The sequence below is a fragment of the Polaribacter sp. HA6-7 genome (assembly GCF_055693625.1).
This window is the reverse complement of sequence record NZ_CM146338.1, coordinates 1,235,050-1,250,539: the sequence shown is the minus strand read 5'-3', so window position 1 is coordinate 1,250,539 and position 15,490 is coordinate 1,235,050. Positions and strand designations below refer to the sequence as shown.

The window sequence follows — 15,490 nt, the reverse complement described above, 5'->3', positions numbered from 1 at the left end:
TAAAGATTTAAAACTTATACCTAAATAGAAAAATTTGATACTCATTTTAGATATAAACAAAAAAATCCTGAGTTTAAAAACTCAGGATTTTCTATTTATATAGATTTTTAATTATCTAACTAATTGTTTTTGTGAAGGCTTAAATTTAGTTAAAACAATACCGTCAACAGCAGCTTCATATTCTGCCATAGTTGGTGTTCTTCCTAAAATTGTTGATAAAACAACTACGGGTGTAGATGATAATAAAGATTCTCCTTTTTTCTCACGAGAATCTTTTACAACTCTTCCTTGAAACAAACGTGTAGATGTTGCCATTACAGTATCTCCTGGTTCTGCTTTTTCTTGGTTACCCATACATAGGTTACAACCTGGACGCTCTAGGTATAGCAGGTTTTCGTACTTTGTACGTGCTAATCCTTTTGGTGCGCTATCGTCAAATTCAAATCCTGAGTATTTTTGTAATACTTCCCAATCTCCTTCTTCTTTAAGCTCATCAACAATATTATATGTTGGTGGTGCTACAACCAAAGGTGCTTTAAATTCTACTTTCCCATTTTGAGCTTCGACATTTTTAAGCATTTGAGCTAAAATTTTCATGTCTCCTTTATGAACCATACATGATCCTACGAAACCTAAATCTACTTTTTTAGTTCCTCCGTAATATGATAATGGTCTGATGTTATCGTGTGTATAACGTTTTGAAACATCATCATTATTTACATCTGGATCTGCAATCATTGGTTCTGCAATTTCATCCAAATCAATAATAACTTCTGCATGATAAACAGCATCTGCATCTGGTCTTAAAGAAGGCTTAATACCTGTTTTAAGCTCTGTGATTCTAGTTTCTGCTTTTTCTACAAGACCTTTCAGCACTTGCTTATCATTATCCATTCCTTTATCAATCATAATCTGAATACGACCTTTAGCAATTTCTAATGACTCTATTAAAGTATCATCTTCTGAAATACAGATAGATGCTTTAGCTTTCATTTCTGCTGTCCAATCTGTAAATGTAAATGCTTCATCTGCCGTTAAAGTACCAATATGTACCTCGATTACACGACCTTGAAAAACGTTTTCACCTCCAAATTGTTTTAACATTTGTTGCTGTGTTGCGTGCACAACATCACGAAAATCCATATAAGATTTCATTTGTCCTTTAAAGGTTACTTTAACTGACTCTGGAATTGGCATTGATGCCTCACCTGTTGCTAATGCTAAAGCTACAGTTCCTGAATCTGCTCCAAAAGCAACACCTTTAGACATACGTGTGTGCGAATCTCCACCAATAATGATGTCCCAATCACCAACAGTAATATCGTTCAATACTTTATGAATAACATCCGTCATTGGGAAATATTTTCCTTTAGGGTCACGACCAGTAATTAAACCAAAATCGTTCATAAAGCTCATTAATCTCGGTATGTTAGCTTTAGATTTATCATCCCAAACTGATGCTGTATGACAACCAGATTGGTAAGCACCGTCAACAATTGGAGAGATAACTGTTGCAGCCATCATTTCTAATTCTTGAGACGTCATTAAACCTGTAGTATCTTGCGAACCTACAATGTTTACCTCTGCACGAACATAAGAACCTGCGTGTAATGTAGCTCCTGATGTACCTACTGCATTTTTATTAAATATTTTCTCAACAGCTGTTAAACCTTGACCCTCTATAGATACTTCTTTTGAAGGTGCATATACTTGTGGCACTTCAATTCCTAAAGTTTTACAAGCAAATGTTTGTAATTTTTTACCGAAAACAACAGCGTAAGAACCACCTGCTTTCATAAACTCCATTTTTTGCGGAGTAAAAGCTGCAGAAATATCTTTTAATTCTGTTTTACCGTGGTATAATTTTTTTTCTTTTGTATTGATCGTTAAAACAGTACCTGTTTCTACAGAATACATTTGTTTTAAGACTGGTTCTCCATCTTCATCTACAATAGTATTACCTTCTTCATCTTTTTGAATTACCCAATTTTTAAGATCTAAACCGATACCTCCTGTTACGCCAACCGTTGTTAAAAAAATCGGAGCAATACCATTTGTACCAGCAATTACTGGTGCAATGTTTATAAAAGGTACATATGGACTTGAAGGAATACCTGTCCATAATGCAACGTTATTTACACCGGACATTCTAGAAGATCCAACTCCCATAGTTCCTTTTTCTGCAATTAACATTACACGTTTATCAGGATGCTGTTCCTTTAAAGCTAATAATTCATTTTGCATGTCTTTGTTATGTTCAAACATACATTGCCCATGTAACTCACGATCAGAACGTGAATGTGCATCACCTCCCGGAGATAATAAATCTGTAGATATATCACCTACACCAGCGATGTAAGTAACTACTTCTATTTCTTCTTCTATTTCTCGGCAGCTTTGTAAAGAATTCTGCTTGGGCATAACTTTCAATAATATCTTTAGCGATAGAACTTCCGTTATTAAAAGCTTCTTCTAAACGATCTGTGTCTGCTTCATATAAAAATACTTGAGTTTTTAATACTTTTGCAGCTTTACTCGCTGTTACTTCATCAACTCCTAAAGCTAAATCAAGTAATACTTTAACCGATGGCCCACCTTTCATGTGCGATAATTGCTCGAAAGCGAAATCTGTAGAAATTTCTGGAACAATAGATTCACCTAAAATAATCTCTTTTAAAAACTTAGCTTTTACAACGGCTGCACTTGTTGTACCCGGTAAAACGTTATAGATAAAAAAGTTTAGAGATTGTTCTCTATACTCATTTTCTGTATCTTTAATTTGCTCAATAATTGCGCTTAATAAATCTGCACCATCAATTGGTTGTGGATGAAGTCCTTTCGTTTTTCGTTCTTCAATCTGTTTTAGGTAATCTTTATAAATACTCATGAAAGAAATCTTTTATTACTGATAAGTCTTTTGTTAAAAATTTTAAAAAATTAAGTTTTAAACTCTTTAAAATTTATTCTCGCAAACTTACATTTTTTATATTAATTTTAAAAGATAAATAACCGATTGCAATAATTAATAAATAAAAAAAGGCAAATTTCTAAATAGCTGAATATTATTCAATAAAAAAGAAGATAATCTGTTTTTTATTAAGGATATCGTAATCAATTAAAAAAAGCAGGCTAATAAGCCGAATTCTGTTCCTTATAAAATAAGGCTCTTATCATTTATCTAGTTCTAAAATTACTCTTAGAATCAATCTGTCTACCCTTTAGAATCGAGCGAGTAGCTCTCAAGTTCTAATATACATGACATTGCACCTCATAGAGTTTACCTGGTTTCACTACAGCCGAACTGTACTTGCTTTCTGTTGCACTTGTCCTCAACTTACGCTGGACGGATGTTATCCGCTATGATACTCTTTGGTGTCCGGACTTTCCTTCTTAATTAAATTAAGACGATAAGATAAGCCTGCTTTAAATTATATTGTACGATTTCTATTTGATAAAAAAACCCACTCAATAAATTGAGTGGGAAAAATTGCTATGAAAAAGAAAAAGTGTTGTTGGCGAACCAACAACACTGCAAATATATATTAAATCTAGTAAAAAAAGTATCCTTTTTATTTAATATTCATTTTTTTACTGATTTTTTTAACATATGTCTACGAAAACATATCTTTAACTTTCTCAAAAAATGATTTATCAGATTTATTTGGCGCAGGAACAAAGTTATCATCGTTCATCATTTTATCGAAAAACTGCTTTTGTTCTTTGTTTAATTCTTGCGGTGTCCAAACATTAATATGGATTAAAAAATCTCCTGTGCCGTATCTTTCGATACTAGGTAAACCTTTTCCTTTTAATCTTAAAATTTTTCCGGATTGTGTACCTGCATCAATTTTAATTTTTACTTTACCAGTTACAGTTTCTACCTCTTTACTTGTACCTAAAACTGCTTCAGAAAAGTTTACATACAAATCGTAATGAATATTTGTTCCTTCTCTTTTTAAAGAATCATGTTGTATTTCTTCGATTAAAACTAATAAATCTCCTGCGATAGAATTTTTACCAGGAGCTTCGTTTCCTTTACCTCCTACTTTTAATTGAACTCCTTCTGTAACACCTGCTGGTATATTTATAGAAACTGTTTCTTCTGCAACAATTAAACCTTGCGCGTCTGCTCCGTTTGGTTTGCTACTAATAATTTCTCCTGCACCGAACAAGTACCACAAGTAGTTGCAGTTTGCATTCTACCTAATATTGTGTTCGTAACACGCATTTGTTGCCTGGAACCATTACAAGTTGTACAAGTTTTGTACTTAACACCGTCTGCTTGAACTTTACGTTTTACTTTTACTTTTTTCTCTACTCCTTTTGCAATTTCTTCTAAAGTTAATTTTACACGAATTCTCATGTTACTTCCTTTAACTCTAGCTTGACGTTGACCACCGCCACCGCCAAAACCACCACCAAAGCCGCCGCCGAAACCGCCACCGCCAAAGATGTCTCCGAATTGACTAAATATGTCATCCATATTCATACCACCGCCACCAAAACCGCCTCCGCCTTGAGGACCATCAAAAGCAGCATGACCGTATTGATCGTATCTTGCTTTTTTGTTTTCGTCACTTAAAACTTCATAAGCTTCTGCAGCTTTTTTAAAATTTTCTTCTGCGGTTTTATCATCAGGGTTTTTATCTGGATGATATTTTATAGCCATTTTTCTATAAGCCTTCTTAATTTCTGCCTGAGTTGCAGATTTAGAAATACCTAATATTTCGTAAAAATCTTGTTTTGCCATTTTTATTTCAATTATCAATTAACAGTAATCAATGATCAATGGTAATTGTGCATTGTTAATTGTAATTATTTACTGTCCGATTACCACTTTTGGGTATCGAATAATTTTATCTCCTAATTTGTATCCTTTTTCTACACAATCAATTACTTTACCTTTTAAATCTTCTGATGGTGCAGGTATTTGAGTAATTGCTTCATGAATTTCAGCATCAAAAGTATCGCCAGCTTTTGTTTCTACTTTTGATAAACCTTTTTGCTCTAAAGTGTTGTAGAATTTTTGATAAATTAACAATACACCTTTTCTTAATTCTTCTGCTTCTTTATCTTCTTCAATATGTGTCAGTGCTCGCTCAAAATCATCAATAATTGGCAGTAAAGATGTCATTAATTCTTGTCCTGCAGTTTTAAATAACTCTATTCTTTCTCTCGATGTTCTTTTTTGTAGTTTTCAAACTCTGCAAATAAGCGTAAAAACTTATCTTTTTCAGCTTGAATTAACTCTTCTGCTGTAGGCTCTTCTTTAGCAACATCTGCTTCAATCTCTTGATTTTCTTCAACTTGAGAAGTACTTTGTTCGTTTTTAAGTTCTTCTTCCTTTATATTTTCTTTCTTACTCATTTCTTTGTAATCATTTAATTGTCTACTACTTAATGGCAAAAATGTTGCCAACAAAAAAAATAGTGTCAAACTGACACTATTTTCATTTTATATACTTAAAATTAATCTTCTATTCTTTCAATTTTCGCTCCAATAGATTTAAGTCTAGCTTCTATATTTTCATAACCTCGATCTATTTGTTCGATGTTATTAATTATTGATGTTCCTTTTGCAGAAAGTGCTGCAATTAATAAAGAAATACCTGCTCTAATATCTGGCGAAGTCATTTTTGTTGCTTTTAATTGACTCTCGAAATTGTGCCCAATTACTGTTGCTCTATGCGGATCACATAAAATAACTTTTGCGCCCATGTCTATCAATTTATCTACAAAAAACAAACGACTTTCGAACATCTTTTGATGTATTAAAACAGTTCCTTTTGCTTGTGTAGCAATAACCAAAACAATACTTAGTAGATCTGGAGTAAAACCAGGCCAAGGTGCATCTGCAACTGTTAACACAGAACCATCTATATAATTCTGAATTTCGTATGATTTTTGTTCGGGTATATAAATATCATCTCCTTTTTTCTCTAGAGTGATTCCTAATTTTCTAAAAACGCTAGGTATTTGTCCTAAATCTTTCCAGCTAACATTTTTAATTGTTAATTCTGATCTTGTCATAACCGCGACACCAATCCAAGAACCAATTTCTATCATATCTGGTAAAACCGTATGCTCGCAACCTCCTAAAGACTCTACACCTTCAATTACTAACAAGTTAGAACCAACACCTGATATTTTTGCGCCCATCGCATTCAACATTTTAGATAATTGTTGAATATAAGGTTCACAAGCAGCGTTGTAAATTTTAGTTTCTCCTTTTGCTAATACTGCAGCCATCAAGATATTTGCTGTACCAGTTACAGAAGCTTCGTCTAACAACATTTCTGTTCCTTGAAGTTCATCGGCTTCTACTCCGTAAAAGTATTCTTCTTTATTATATCTAAATTTTGCGCCTAATCTAATAAAACCTTCAAAATGTGTATCTAATCTTCTTCTACCAATTTTATCGCCACCAGGTCTAGGAATATAACCTTTACCAAATCTAGCTAATAACGGTCCAACAATCATAATAGAACCTCTTAAAGAACTTCCGTCTCTTTTAAAGTCTGCCGATTCTAAATACTCTAAATTAATATCATCAGCTTGAAAAGCATAAGCATTACTACTTAACTTCTCTACTTTTACACCTAATTCTCCTAAAATAAAAATTAGTTTATTTACATCAATAATATCAGGAACGTTGTTTACTACTACTCTATCCGGAGTTAATAAAACAGCACAAAGTATTTGTAAAACTTCATTCTTTGCTCCTTGAGGTGTAATTGTTCCGTTTAATTTATGTCCGCCTTCAATTTTAAATGATGCCATAAACGTTTATCTTTTTCTATTTTTATGTTGATTATTGTGTTGCTTCTTGTAATTACTCTTCGAATTATTCTGACCTTGAGAGTTTCTTTTTCTAAGTAAGTTTTTACTTTCTGAAAGTGGTTCTGTTGTTTCTCTTAGATCTATTTTACCGTCTGATAAATCGAATAAATGTTTAAAAATAACTTTATCGTCTACCGTATCTTTGTTCCAGTTTAGATAACATTTTTTCATGTGATTGGCAATTGTATAAACTAATGCCTCCTTTTTTCTCCTTCTTCCCAACTTAAAGCAACATCTATCATGGTTTGTATGTTATTACCATAATAACGATATCTAGATGCTGATTTTGGATATGCCAAACCTTCTGGTTTCTCTCTAAGTTCTTCTTTAGAAGGCTGCGGATAAGGAGATTCTACATCTAATTTAAAATCAGCCATAATATACAATTGATCCCAAAGTTTGTGCTTAAAATCCGGCACATCGCGTAAATGAGGCTGTAAATTACCCATTACATCTACAATTGCTTTGGCCATTTTGTCTCTTTCTTCTTTAGTTTCTAAAGCAACACAATGGTCTACTAATTTTTGTATATGTCTGCCGTATTCTGGTATAATCATTAACGGTCTTCCTGAATTGTACTCTAAATCGAATGTCATTTATATTTTTTTGAGAAGTGTTCTCGATACATTTTCCTTTATCATTTTATCAAAAGAAAACACTAGAACTGACAAGTTATATTTTGTAGTTTTTTAAAGTTGCAAAATAGCAATTTATTTTTAGTTTTTTACCCAATCACTTTTAATTTAGCAAATTGTAATAGTAATTTCTTTTTACCTGCGGTAGCAAACTGAATTTCTGCTTTTTTATCGGGTCCTTTACCTTCTATACCTATAACTGTTCCTTTACCAAATCTATTGTGTTCTACAATATTTCCTTTTGATATTTCTCCATCAAAAAGATTCATTTTAGGAGAAACATTTGAAACTTTTTTTAAGTTTTTGGGTATTGCTATTTCTTTTTTCTTTGCCAAATCTCGCTCCATTTTTTTCTTTGAATTGGTTTCTGAAAACGAATTCCTTTTGGCGCATCATCAAAAATACTTTTGTCTAAAAAGTTATTTACTGCCGGACTCGGACTTTTTGGTGTTATGTAATTTAAATATTGATCGTCTATTTCTTCTAAAAACCTACTTGGTTCTGCATCTACTAACTTTCCCCATCTGTATCGAGTTTGAGCATACGTTAAATAGGCTACTTTTTCTGCTCTAGTTAATGCTACATAAAACAACCTGCGCTCTTCTTCTAACTCGCTTCGGTATTCATACTCATTGCAGACGGAAATAAATTTTCTTCTAATCCTACAACATAAACATACAAATATTCCAATCCTTTAGATTGGTGAATTGTCATTAAAGAAACGGTTGGTTTGTCATCATTTTTTTCTGAATCAAAATCTGTAGCCAACGCAACATCCTCTAAAAAAGTAGTTAAAGATGCGTCTTGTCCTTCTTCAATTTTATCAGTAATAAAATCTTTAATTCCGTTTAAAAGTTCTTGTACATTTTCTACTTTACTTACAGCTTCGGTGTACCGTCTTTTTCTAAATCTTTAATTAATTGCGTCTGTTTTACAACAGTTTCTGCAATTTCAAAAGCATTTTTAGTTTTAGCTTCTATTTGAAAGCGTAGCATCATGTTCATAAAATTCTGAAGCTTATTCTTTGTTCCGAATTTATTTTAAGATCTATTTTATCTATATATTTTATAATATCGAAAATAGATTTTTTGTAATGATTTGCTGCGATTGTTAGTTTATCTATTGTTGTTGCACCAATACCTCTTGCAGGATAATTTATAATTCTTTTTAAGGCTTCTTCATCATTAGGATTGATTAAAATACGTAAATAAGATAGAATATCTTTAATCTCTTTTCTTTGGTAAAAAGAGATTCCTCCGTAAATTTTATAATCAATATTTTTTTTACGTAAGGCGTCTTCTATTGCTCTAGATTGTGAGTTTGTTCTATATAAAACGCAAAAATCGCTAGGTTTAAGCTGATGATTCATTTGGTTTTCCCAAATAGATTGAGCAACAAACCTACCTTCTTCTCCGTCGGATATTGTGCGCATTACGTTAATTGCGTCTCCGGCGTCGTTAGAGGTCCAAACTTCTTTATCTAACTTTGTTTTATTTTTTTCGATTACAGAATTTGCTGCATTTACAATATTGCTTGTAGAACGATAATTTTGCTCTAATTTAAATGTTTTAACTTCGGATAATCTTTTTGAAAATTTAAAATATTCTGAATATTTGCTCCCTAAAACTATAAATACTTTGCGAGTCGTCTCCTACCACACAAATGTTACCAAATTTATCTGCCAAAGCACGAACAATAATGTATTGAGAATGGTTTGTATCTTGATACTCATCTACCATTATGTATCGAAATCTGTCTTGGTATTTTGCTAAAACTTCTGGAAAACGCGCTAACAACTCATTGGTTCTTAACAACAAATCATCAAAATCCATTGCGCCAGCTTTAAAACATCTATCTACATATGCTTTATAAATATCACCTACTTTTGGTCTGCTTGCATGCATGTCTGCTTCTTGCAAATCAGAATTATTAAAATATGCTCTAACGGTTATTAAACTATTTTTAAATGAAGAGATTCTTCCTAAAATCTGTTTTGCCTTATAACGTTCTTTGTCTAAGCCCATTTCTTTAATAATGGCACTTATTAACCTAACAGAATCTTGTGTATCGTAAATTGTAAAATTAGTTGGAAAACCAAGTTTATCTGCTTCTGAACGTAAAATTCTTGCAAAAACGGAGTGAAAAGTTCCCATCCAAAGGTTTTTTGCCTCACTTTGTCCTACCACAGAAGCAATTCTAGCTTTCATTTCTTTTGCAGCTTTATTGGTAAAGGTTAAAGACAAAATATTAAAAGAATCTACACCCTGCTTCATTAAATGAGCAATTCTATAGGTTAATACACGTGTTTTACCGGAACCGGCACCAGCAATAATTATCATTGGTCCATCCTTTTGTATAACAGCTTGCCTTTGCGGCTCATTTAAAGATTCTAAGTAATTATTCAAGAGATATTTTTTTGAAGTATTTAAGCGTTAAAATTAACGAAACTAATTGTGATTTTATGAAATGAATACTATTATTTATTCACAAATTATTCCACATTTATAATTTCTAATTTTTTATAATTTTAGCAAACAATTAAGTTTTATCAACTTTAATAGCATGAAACAGATAAAATTAAATATCTGCAAATAGACAGATAAACTACAATATCTGCTTTAAAACAGATAAAAATAATTTATTACTATTAAATTTTAGTATATTTACTTAAATTTATTTGCAAATATATGACTAGTATTTTAACCGGAGACATTATCAACTCTAGAAAAACAACCAATATCGATTGGCTAAAATCTCTAAAAGAAATTTTAGTCAATTTTGGCGAATCACCAAAATACTGGCAAATCTATAGAGGCGACAGTTTTCAAGTAGAAGTTAAAAAACCCGAAGAAGCCTTTTTTGTTGCTTTAAAAATAAAATCGGCACTAAAAAGTATAGCAAATATAGATGTTAGAATTGGTATAGGAATTGGTAAAAAGGAATACAATGCTGATAAGATTACAGAAGCAAACGGAGAAGCTTTTATAAATTCGGTTTTGCTTTTGATAACTATTTAAAAAAACAAAGTTTAGCGATAAAAACACCATGGCAAGAAATAGATAAAACCTTTAATATTGCTTTTGATTTGGCATTATTAACTATAGATTCTTGGTCTGTAAATTCTGCTGAAGTATTTAAAATCGTTTTAGAAAATCCTGAAATAACTCAAAAAGAAATTGCAAAAATGCTTAGTATTACACAAGGCAGGGTTAGTGAAAGACAAAAAAGAGCTGGTTTAGAGCCTGTATTAAAACTAAACAATCTTTTTATGAATTTAATAGCACAAAAAATAAACAATTAATATGCTTTTATTTTTAAAACTTTTATTGGCTCATATTTTAGGTGATTTTGTTTTGCAATCTAACAAATGGGTAAAAAACAAAGAAGAAAACAAGTTAAAGTCTTCTAAGTTATATCTACATATTGGCATACACGCCATTTTACTATTAATTCTTCTTGAATTTAAATTGAATATATATTGGCTTGGTATTCTAGTAGTAATAACAACACATTTTTTAATTGATGTTATAAAACTATATTTTCAGAATGATAAAACTAAAAGAAATTGGTTTTTTATAGATCAATTACTGCATATAATTGTATTGATAATCACAACTTCTATCTACCAAGGTTTACATATAGAATTAGCAAATATATTTACACAACAAAATTTGCTATTAATAGTTGCATTACTGTTAGTCACAAGTGTATCTGGCATCATTATTAAAGTTTTTATAACACAATGGAATCCAGAATCAAAAACAAATAATGATGATTCTTTGGCAAAAGCTGGTAGATATATTGGTATTTTAGAACGTCTTTTTGTTTTTACTTTTATTGTAACAAATCATTGGGAAGCTATTGGTTTTTTAGTAGCAGCTAAATCTGTTTTTAGATTTGGTGATCTAACCTCTTCTAAAGACAGAAAATTAACCGAATATATTTTAATTGGTACTTTATTAAGTTTTGGACTTGCTATTATAATAGGAATCTTATATTCGTGCTTACTAAACACAACATAATTAATGGAAGATAAATTTATAGAAAGCGTTGCTTATGTATTGCCTGCAGTAGTTACAGGTTTTGTTGCTTATTATATGTTTAATGGCTTTATTGCAAATAAAATTTCTGAAAAAAAACTCGAACTTTTAGCACAACAAAAAAAGGAGTCATTACCTATTAAATTACAAGCTTACGAACGTTTAATGCTGTATTGCGATAGAATAAACCCTGTAAAAATGCTTATGAGGATTCCGCCAATATCTACAAACACGCAAGATTATTTACAATTATTGATAGCAAATATAGAGCAAGAATTTGACCATAATTTAGTGCAACAAATTTATGTGCAAAATGAAACTTGGACAGCTGTTTACGCTGCAAAAAATGCTGTAATAAACAAATATAAACAAGTTGCAGAACAAGCCAAATCTGCAAACGAACTTCGAGAAATTATTTTTACAGACTATAGTACTACTACTCCGCCAACAGAAACTGCCATCGAATTTATTAAGAAAGAAGTTAAAATATTATTGTAAAAAAAACTCCGTTTATTACATACGTAACAAACGGAGTTTTTACTTTTTCTTTTTTTGAAACCTTCCTCTTAGAATTGTAATCGAACTCCTAGTTTATAATTTCTTCCTCCGGTAGCATATCCAAACACATCATCATAATCTTCATTTAAAAGATTTGTTACTGCCGCAAAAAATGTAACTGTATCTCCTAAAACTTTATAATTCGTCATAAAATCTAATACTTGGTAGTTTTCTAATACAACATCTTTACCTGCTGTACCAAAAGAACCATATCTATCAAAAATTGTTCTTTCACCTACATTTCTATAAGTAAAATTAAAAAATGCATTTTCAAACGGAGTAATATCTAAACCAGCAACCAACTTATTTTCTCGGAATGTAATCATTAAAATCTTCGGTTACATCTCTATCCGTATAAGTAAATGATGCATTTATTGCTAAAAATGAAGTTGGTACTACTTTAGCACTTACTTCAAATCCTTTTGCATCAGAAGAACCATTACCATATTTAAACGTAGAAGCATCATAAATAATAGCATCTGTTTCTTTTCTATTAAAGTAAACTGTTTCTAATTGCAACCAATCTTTAAAGTTTAAATCAAAACCAGCTTCAAACGTTTTGTTAGATTCAGGGTTTAAATCAATATTACCAGAAAAACCATCGTATAATTGATACAAACTTGGTGCTATAAATGCAGTACTATAAGAAGTAAATAGCTTTAAAGCTGTATCATTAGTATTTAAAAGTGCGTAAGCTAAATTTGCGTCATAAACAAAATGGTTGCCATAAACATTATGTATATTTAAACGACCACCAACATTTACGCTTACACCAAAATCAGAAATATAAACTAAACTCGCATAAGGATCTACCGTATTAAAATTAGCCAATCCTTTTTCTATCTTACCAAAAGGAGTAATTGTATTGTTACTATGAATTTGATAATTTAAACCTGTAATTAATTGTAATTGCTCTGTAAACTCATATCTATTTACTAAATCTACATTTACACTTCTACCTACAAATTCATAATCTTGTAAAACACCCGCAAAAGAATTAAACTGACTTAAACCTCTTTCTACCACATTTGCAGAAGCTAATAAATAAAGTTGTCCTTTATTATAAGTATATGTTGGCTTAAAACCAACTCTAAACTGCTCTTGACTACCAATATTAACTTTACTATCAGCAAAAGCACCAGCATCGAAATCATAATCAAATTCATCATAATTTAAAAAAGTCTCTAAAGTTAACTTCTCATTTACTTTATAACCTAACTTTACTAAAGCGTTTTTAGAATAAAATGCATCGGTTTCAAAAGCAGTATTTGTGTTACTTTTTGCTGATGAAATGCCGTTAACTCCTGTTAAACTAAAAGATCCTAAAAAATTAATTTTACCTAAAGTACCGTTAACATTTAGGTTTTGGTTTCTATCAGACAAACTTCCATTAGAAGAATTTGCAGTATTATTAGTACCTAAACTTGTTTTAAAAGAACCAGAAACTTTGTCTGTAGAAGCCTTTTTTAAGGTAATACTAATTACCGCCGTTGCAGCACCAGAACCATATAATGTAGATGATGCACCTTTTAAAACCTCGATACTTTCTATTTGATTAACCGCTAATAAACGTAAATCAAATTCTTGATTAATTGCTGATTGATCTGTAACTGGTACTCCGTCAATTAAAACTAAAACTTGTCTAGCTCTACCACCTCTAATATTAATACTTCTAGGTTCTGATGGATTTGTATTTACTCCCTTTACATCAATACCAGCTAGGTTATTTAAAATTTCTACAACCGTTTTTCCTGAATTCTGAAGCAACATTTCTTGGGTAATTTTATGAATTACCTTACCAGTATTTTCTTTTTTTAAATTAAATTTAGTTGCAGTAACTACAACCTCTTTTAAAGTTTCTACATTTTCTTTTTGTTTTTGAGCAAAAAGATTTGTGCTGACAAAACTACATGCCAACGCACCAACAATAATAAATTGCTTTTTCATTTCTAATAAATTTGATTTACAATAAATCAGGTAAATTTTGTGTACGAAAATAGATTAGTACATAAACTTTTATCCCGAAAGTTTTTTTAACTCGTGATAATGGCAGGTTTCCTGACTTGCGTCTTGTAACAAACCTTCCCAACAAAAAAATGTCAGTGGTAAAAGAATAGTTACAAGCTTTGTAGCTTACAGTTGCGGGAACAGTTCTAGATTTTAACTAGATTCCCTTTTAATTTGATGCAAACCAATTTTTACATCAAAACCAAAATCGGCACAAATGTAGACTATAAATTGATATTAGAAAACATTTTTGTAATCTTGTCTTAAAATTAATTTTCATGAATAATAATTTCTCAAAAATATTACTTGTCACTTTTCTATCAATAATTGTATCATGTCAAAAAAACAACAAAGAAATTGATAACAATTATAGCCTAAAAAGTAAAATTAAATACGCTAAAGGTTTTGACATTATTAATGAAAATGGGTCAAAAAAATTAATAATTAAAACAGCATATCAAAACTCTAATAACGTTTTTAAATATATTATAAGAAACAAGCAAAACAAAAAAACGATAACCACAAATGGAACTGTAATCTCTACACCAATTCGAAAAATTGTAGTTACCTCTACAACTCATATACCAATGGTTGAGTTATTAAATGAAGAAACATCTATTGTAGGCTTTCCTTATTCAAAATATATTTCTTCAAAAAAAACAAGAAAATTAATTGAAGAAAATAAAATTATAGAGATTGGAAAAGAAAGTTCTTTAAATACAGAAATACTCCTTAATCTTCAACCAGAACTAGTAGTTGGTTATAGTGTTTCTAGTGCTGATAAAAGCCTAACAACCATAAAAAAAGCAGGTATAAATGTTATTTACAATGGTGATTGGCTAGAAGAAACTCCGTTAGGAAGAGCAGAATGGATTAAATTTTTTGGGGTTTTATTTGATAAAGAAAAAGAGGCTGACAGTATTTTTAATAGCATCGAAAAAAATTATTTAAATGCAAAAAAATTGCTTTATCAGCAAAAAGCAAACCTACTGTTTTGTCCGGTGCAATTATGAGTAAAGATATTTGGAATTTACCAGCAGGAGAAAGTTACGTTGCACAATTTTTAAGAGATGCAAATTTAAATTACTTATGGCAAGACACAAAAGGTAAAGGGAGTTTGTCCTTAAGTTTCGAGAGTGTTTTTGATAAAGGTCAAAGTGCAAATTATTGGATAGCTCCTGGTTATTTTACTTCGAAAGATCAACTTTTAAAAAGTAATAAACTTTATGCGAAGTTTAATTCTTATCAGCAAGGTAAAATTTTTACTCCAACAATAAAAAAAGGAAAAACAGGTGGTGTAATTTATTATGAACTTGCAGGTACAAGACCGAGACTTGGTGTTAAAAGATCTTATAAAAATCTGTAATCCGGAATTGCTACCAGATTATAAATTAGCTTTTTTGAAGAAATG

The 15,490-nt window shown here is 30.8% G+C and carries 9 protein-coding genes, 1 other RNA gene, 5 pseudogenes and 1 riboswitch; of the genes and pseudogenes, 6 read left to right on the top strand and 9 right to left on the bottom strand.

Features of this window, described 5'->3' with window-relative positions:
* Positions 1–111: 111 nt before the first annotated feature.
* From ACZ1HD_RS06860 to ACZ1HD_RS06830, 7 genes and pseudogenes are all read right to left on the bottom strand, one after another.
* Positions 112–2,887: pseudogene (locus ACZ1HD_RS06860) on the bottom strand (bifunctional aconitate hydratase 2/2-methylisocitrate dehydratase).
* 230 nt (positions 2,888–3,117) lie between these two features.
* Positions 3,118–3,425, bottom strand: an RNA gene (rnpB, locus tag ACZ1HD_RS06855) — RNase P RNA component class A.
* Positions 3,426–3,611: 186 nt separating this feature from the next.
* Positions 3,612–4,750 (bottom strand): annotated as a pseudogene (dnaJ, locus tag ACZ1HD_RS06850) (molecular chaperone DnaJ).
* 69 nt (positions 4,751–4,819) lie between these two features.
* Positions 4,820–5,367: pseudogene (locus tag ACZ1HD_RS06845) on the bottom strand (nucleotide exchange factor GrpE).
* A gap of 101 nt (positions 5,368–5,468) precedes the next feature.
* Complete coding sequence (gene murA, locus ACZ1HD_RS06840; protein WP_472689000.1) at positions 5,469–6,779, bottom strand: UDP-N-acetylglucosamine 1-carboxyvinyltransferase; 1,311 nt, start codon at positions 6,777–6,779, stop codon at positions 5,469–5,471.
* A 6-nt stretch (positions 6,780–6,785) separates the two neighbouring features.
* Positions 6,786–7,435 (bottom strand): annotated as a pseudogene (locus tag ACZ1HD_RS06835) (DUF4290 domain-containing protein).
* A gap of 128 nt (positions 7,436–7,563) precedes the next feature.
* Positions 7,564–9,879: pseudogene (locus ACZ1HD_RS06830) on the bottom strand (ATP-dependent helicase).
* A gap of 282 nt (positions 9,880–10,161) precedes the next feature.
* On the opposite strand from ACZ1HD_RS06830, the gene ACZ1HD_RS06825 reads away from it, so the two are divergent.
* From ACZ1HD_RS06825 to ACZ1HD_RS06810, 4 genes are all read left to right on the top strand, one after another.
* On the top strand, positions 10,162–10,491 hold the full coding sequence (locus tag ACZ1HD_RS06825; RefSeq protein ID WP_472688999.1) for a hypothetical protein: 330 nt from the start codon (positions 10,162–10,164) through the stop codon (positions 10,489–10,491).
* Positions 10,492–10,559: 68 nt separating this feature from the next.
* Positions 10,560–10,775: a sigma factor-like helix-turn-helix DNA-binding protein gene (locus ACZ1HD_RS06820; RefSeq protein ID WP_472688998.1), complete on the top strand. Its 216-nt coding sequence runs from the start codon at positions 10,560–10,562 to the stop codon at positions 10,773–10,775.
* A gap of 1 nt (position 10,776) precedes the next feature.
* Positions 10,777–11,496, top strand: a complete 720-nt coding sequence (locus tag ACZ1HD_RS06815; protein ID WP_472688997.1) for a DUF3307 domain-containing protein — start codon at positions 10,777–10,779, stop codon at positions 11,494–11,496.
* Positions 11,497–11,499: 3 nt separating this feature from the next.
* On the top strand, positions 11,500–12,012 hold the full coding sequence (locus ACZ1HD_RS06810) for a DUF7935 family protein (RefSeq protein ID WP_472688996.1): 513 nt from the start codon (positions 11,500–11,502) through the stop codon (positions 12,010–12,012).
* A 68-nt stretch (positions 12,013–12,080) separates the two neighbouring features.
* Here the strand turns inward: ACZ1HD_RS06810 and ACZ1HD_RS06805 are convergent, their stop codons facing one another.
* Positions 12,081–12,398, bottom strand: a complete 318-nt coding sequence (locus tag ACZ1HD_RS06805) for a hypothetical protein (RefSeq protein ID WP_472688995.1) — start codon at positions 12,396–12,398, stop codon at positions 12,081–12,083.
* On the bottom strand, positions 12,376–14,019 hold the full coding sequence (locus tag ACZ1HD_RS06800; protein ID WP_472688994.1) for a TonB-dependent receptor plug domain-containing protein: 1,644 nt from the start codon (positions 14,017–14,019) through the stop codon (positions 12,376–12,378). Before ACZ1HD_RS06800 ends, ACZ1HD_RS06805 begins: the two co-directional genes overlap by 23 nt.
* Positions 14,020–14,103: 84 nt before the next feature.
* Positions 14,104–14,301, bottom strand: a riboswitch (cobalamin riboswitch).
* Positions 14,302–14,357: 56 nt separating this feature from the next.
* On the opposite strand from ACZ1HD_RS06800, the gene ACZ1HD_RS06795 reads away from it, so the two are divergent.
* On the top strand, positions 14,358–15,092 hold the full coding sequence (locus ACZ1HD_RS06795; RefSeq protein WP_472688993.1) for an ABC transporter substrate-binding protein: 735 nt from the start codon (positions 14,358–14,360) through the stop codon (positions 15,090–15,092).
* Positions 15,089–15,445 carry a TroA family protein gene (locus ACZ1HD_RS06790; protein ID WP_472688992.1) on the top strand — a complete coding sequence of 119 codons (357 nt, stop codon included), beginning with the start codon at positions 15,089–15,091 and terminating at the stop codon, positions 15,443–15,445. The genes ACZ1HD_RS06795 and ACZ1HD_RS06790 overlap by 4 nt, the downstream gene beginning before the upstream one ends.
* Positions 15,446–15,490: the final 45 nt, after the last annotated feature.

What these genes read in the sequence shown, in the direction of transcription:
- murA (WP_472689000.1), bottom strand. Translation starts at nt 6,779, where the DNA reads ATGGCATCATTTAAAATTGAAGGCGGACATAAATTAAACGGAACAATT.
- ACZ1HD_RS06825 (WP_472688999.1), top strand. Translation starts at nt 10,162, where the DNA reads ATGACTAGTATTTTAACCGGAGACATTATCAACTCTAGAAAAACAACC.
- ACZ1HD_RS06815 (WP_472688997.1), top strand. Translation starts at nt 10,777, where the DNA reads ATGCTTTTATTTTTAAAACTTTTATTGGCTCATATTTTAGGTGATTTT.
- ACZ1HD_RS06810 (WP_472688996.1), top strand. Translation starts at nt 11,500, where the DNA reads ATGGAAGATAAATTTATAGAAAGCGTTGCTTATGTATTGCCTGCAGTA.
- ACZ1HD_RS06805 (WP_472688995.1), bottom strand. Translation starts at nt 12,398, where the DNA reads ATGATTACATTCCGAGAAAATAAGTTGGTTGCTGGTTTAGATATTACT.
- ACZ1HD_RS06800 (WP_472688994.1), bottom strand. Translation starts at nt 14,019, where the DNA reads ATGAAAAAGCAATTTATTATTGTTGGTGCGTTGGCATGTAGTTTTGTC.
- ACZ1HD_RS06795 (WP_472688993.1), top strand. Translation starts at nt 14,358, where the DNA reads ATGAATAATAATTTCTCAAAAATATTACTTGTCACTTTTCTATCAATA.
- ACZ1HD_RS06790 (WP_472688992.1), top strand. Translation starts at nt 15,089, where the DNA reads ATGAGTAAAGATATTTGGAATTTACCAGCAGGAGAAAGTTACGTTGCA.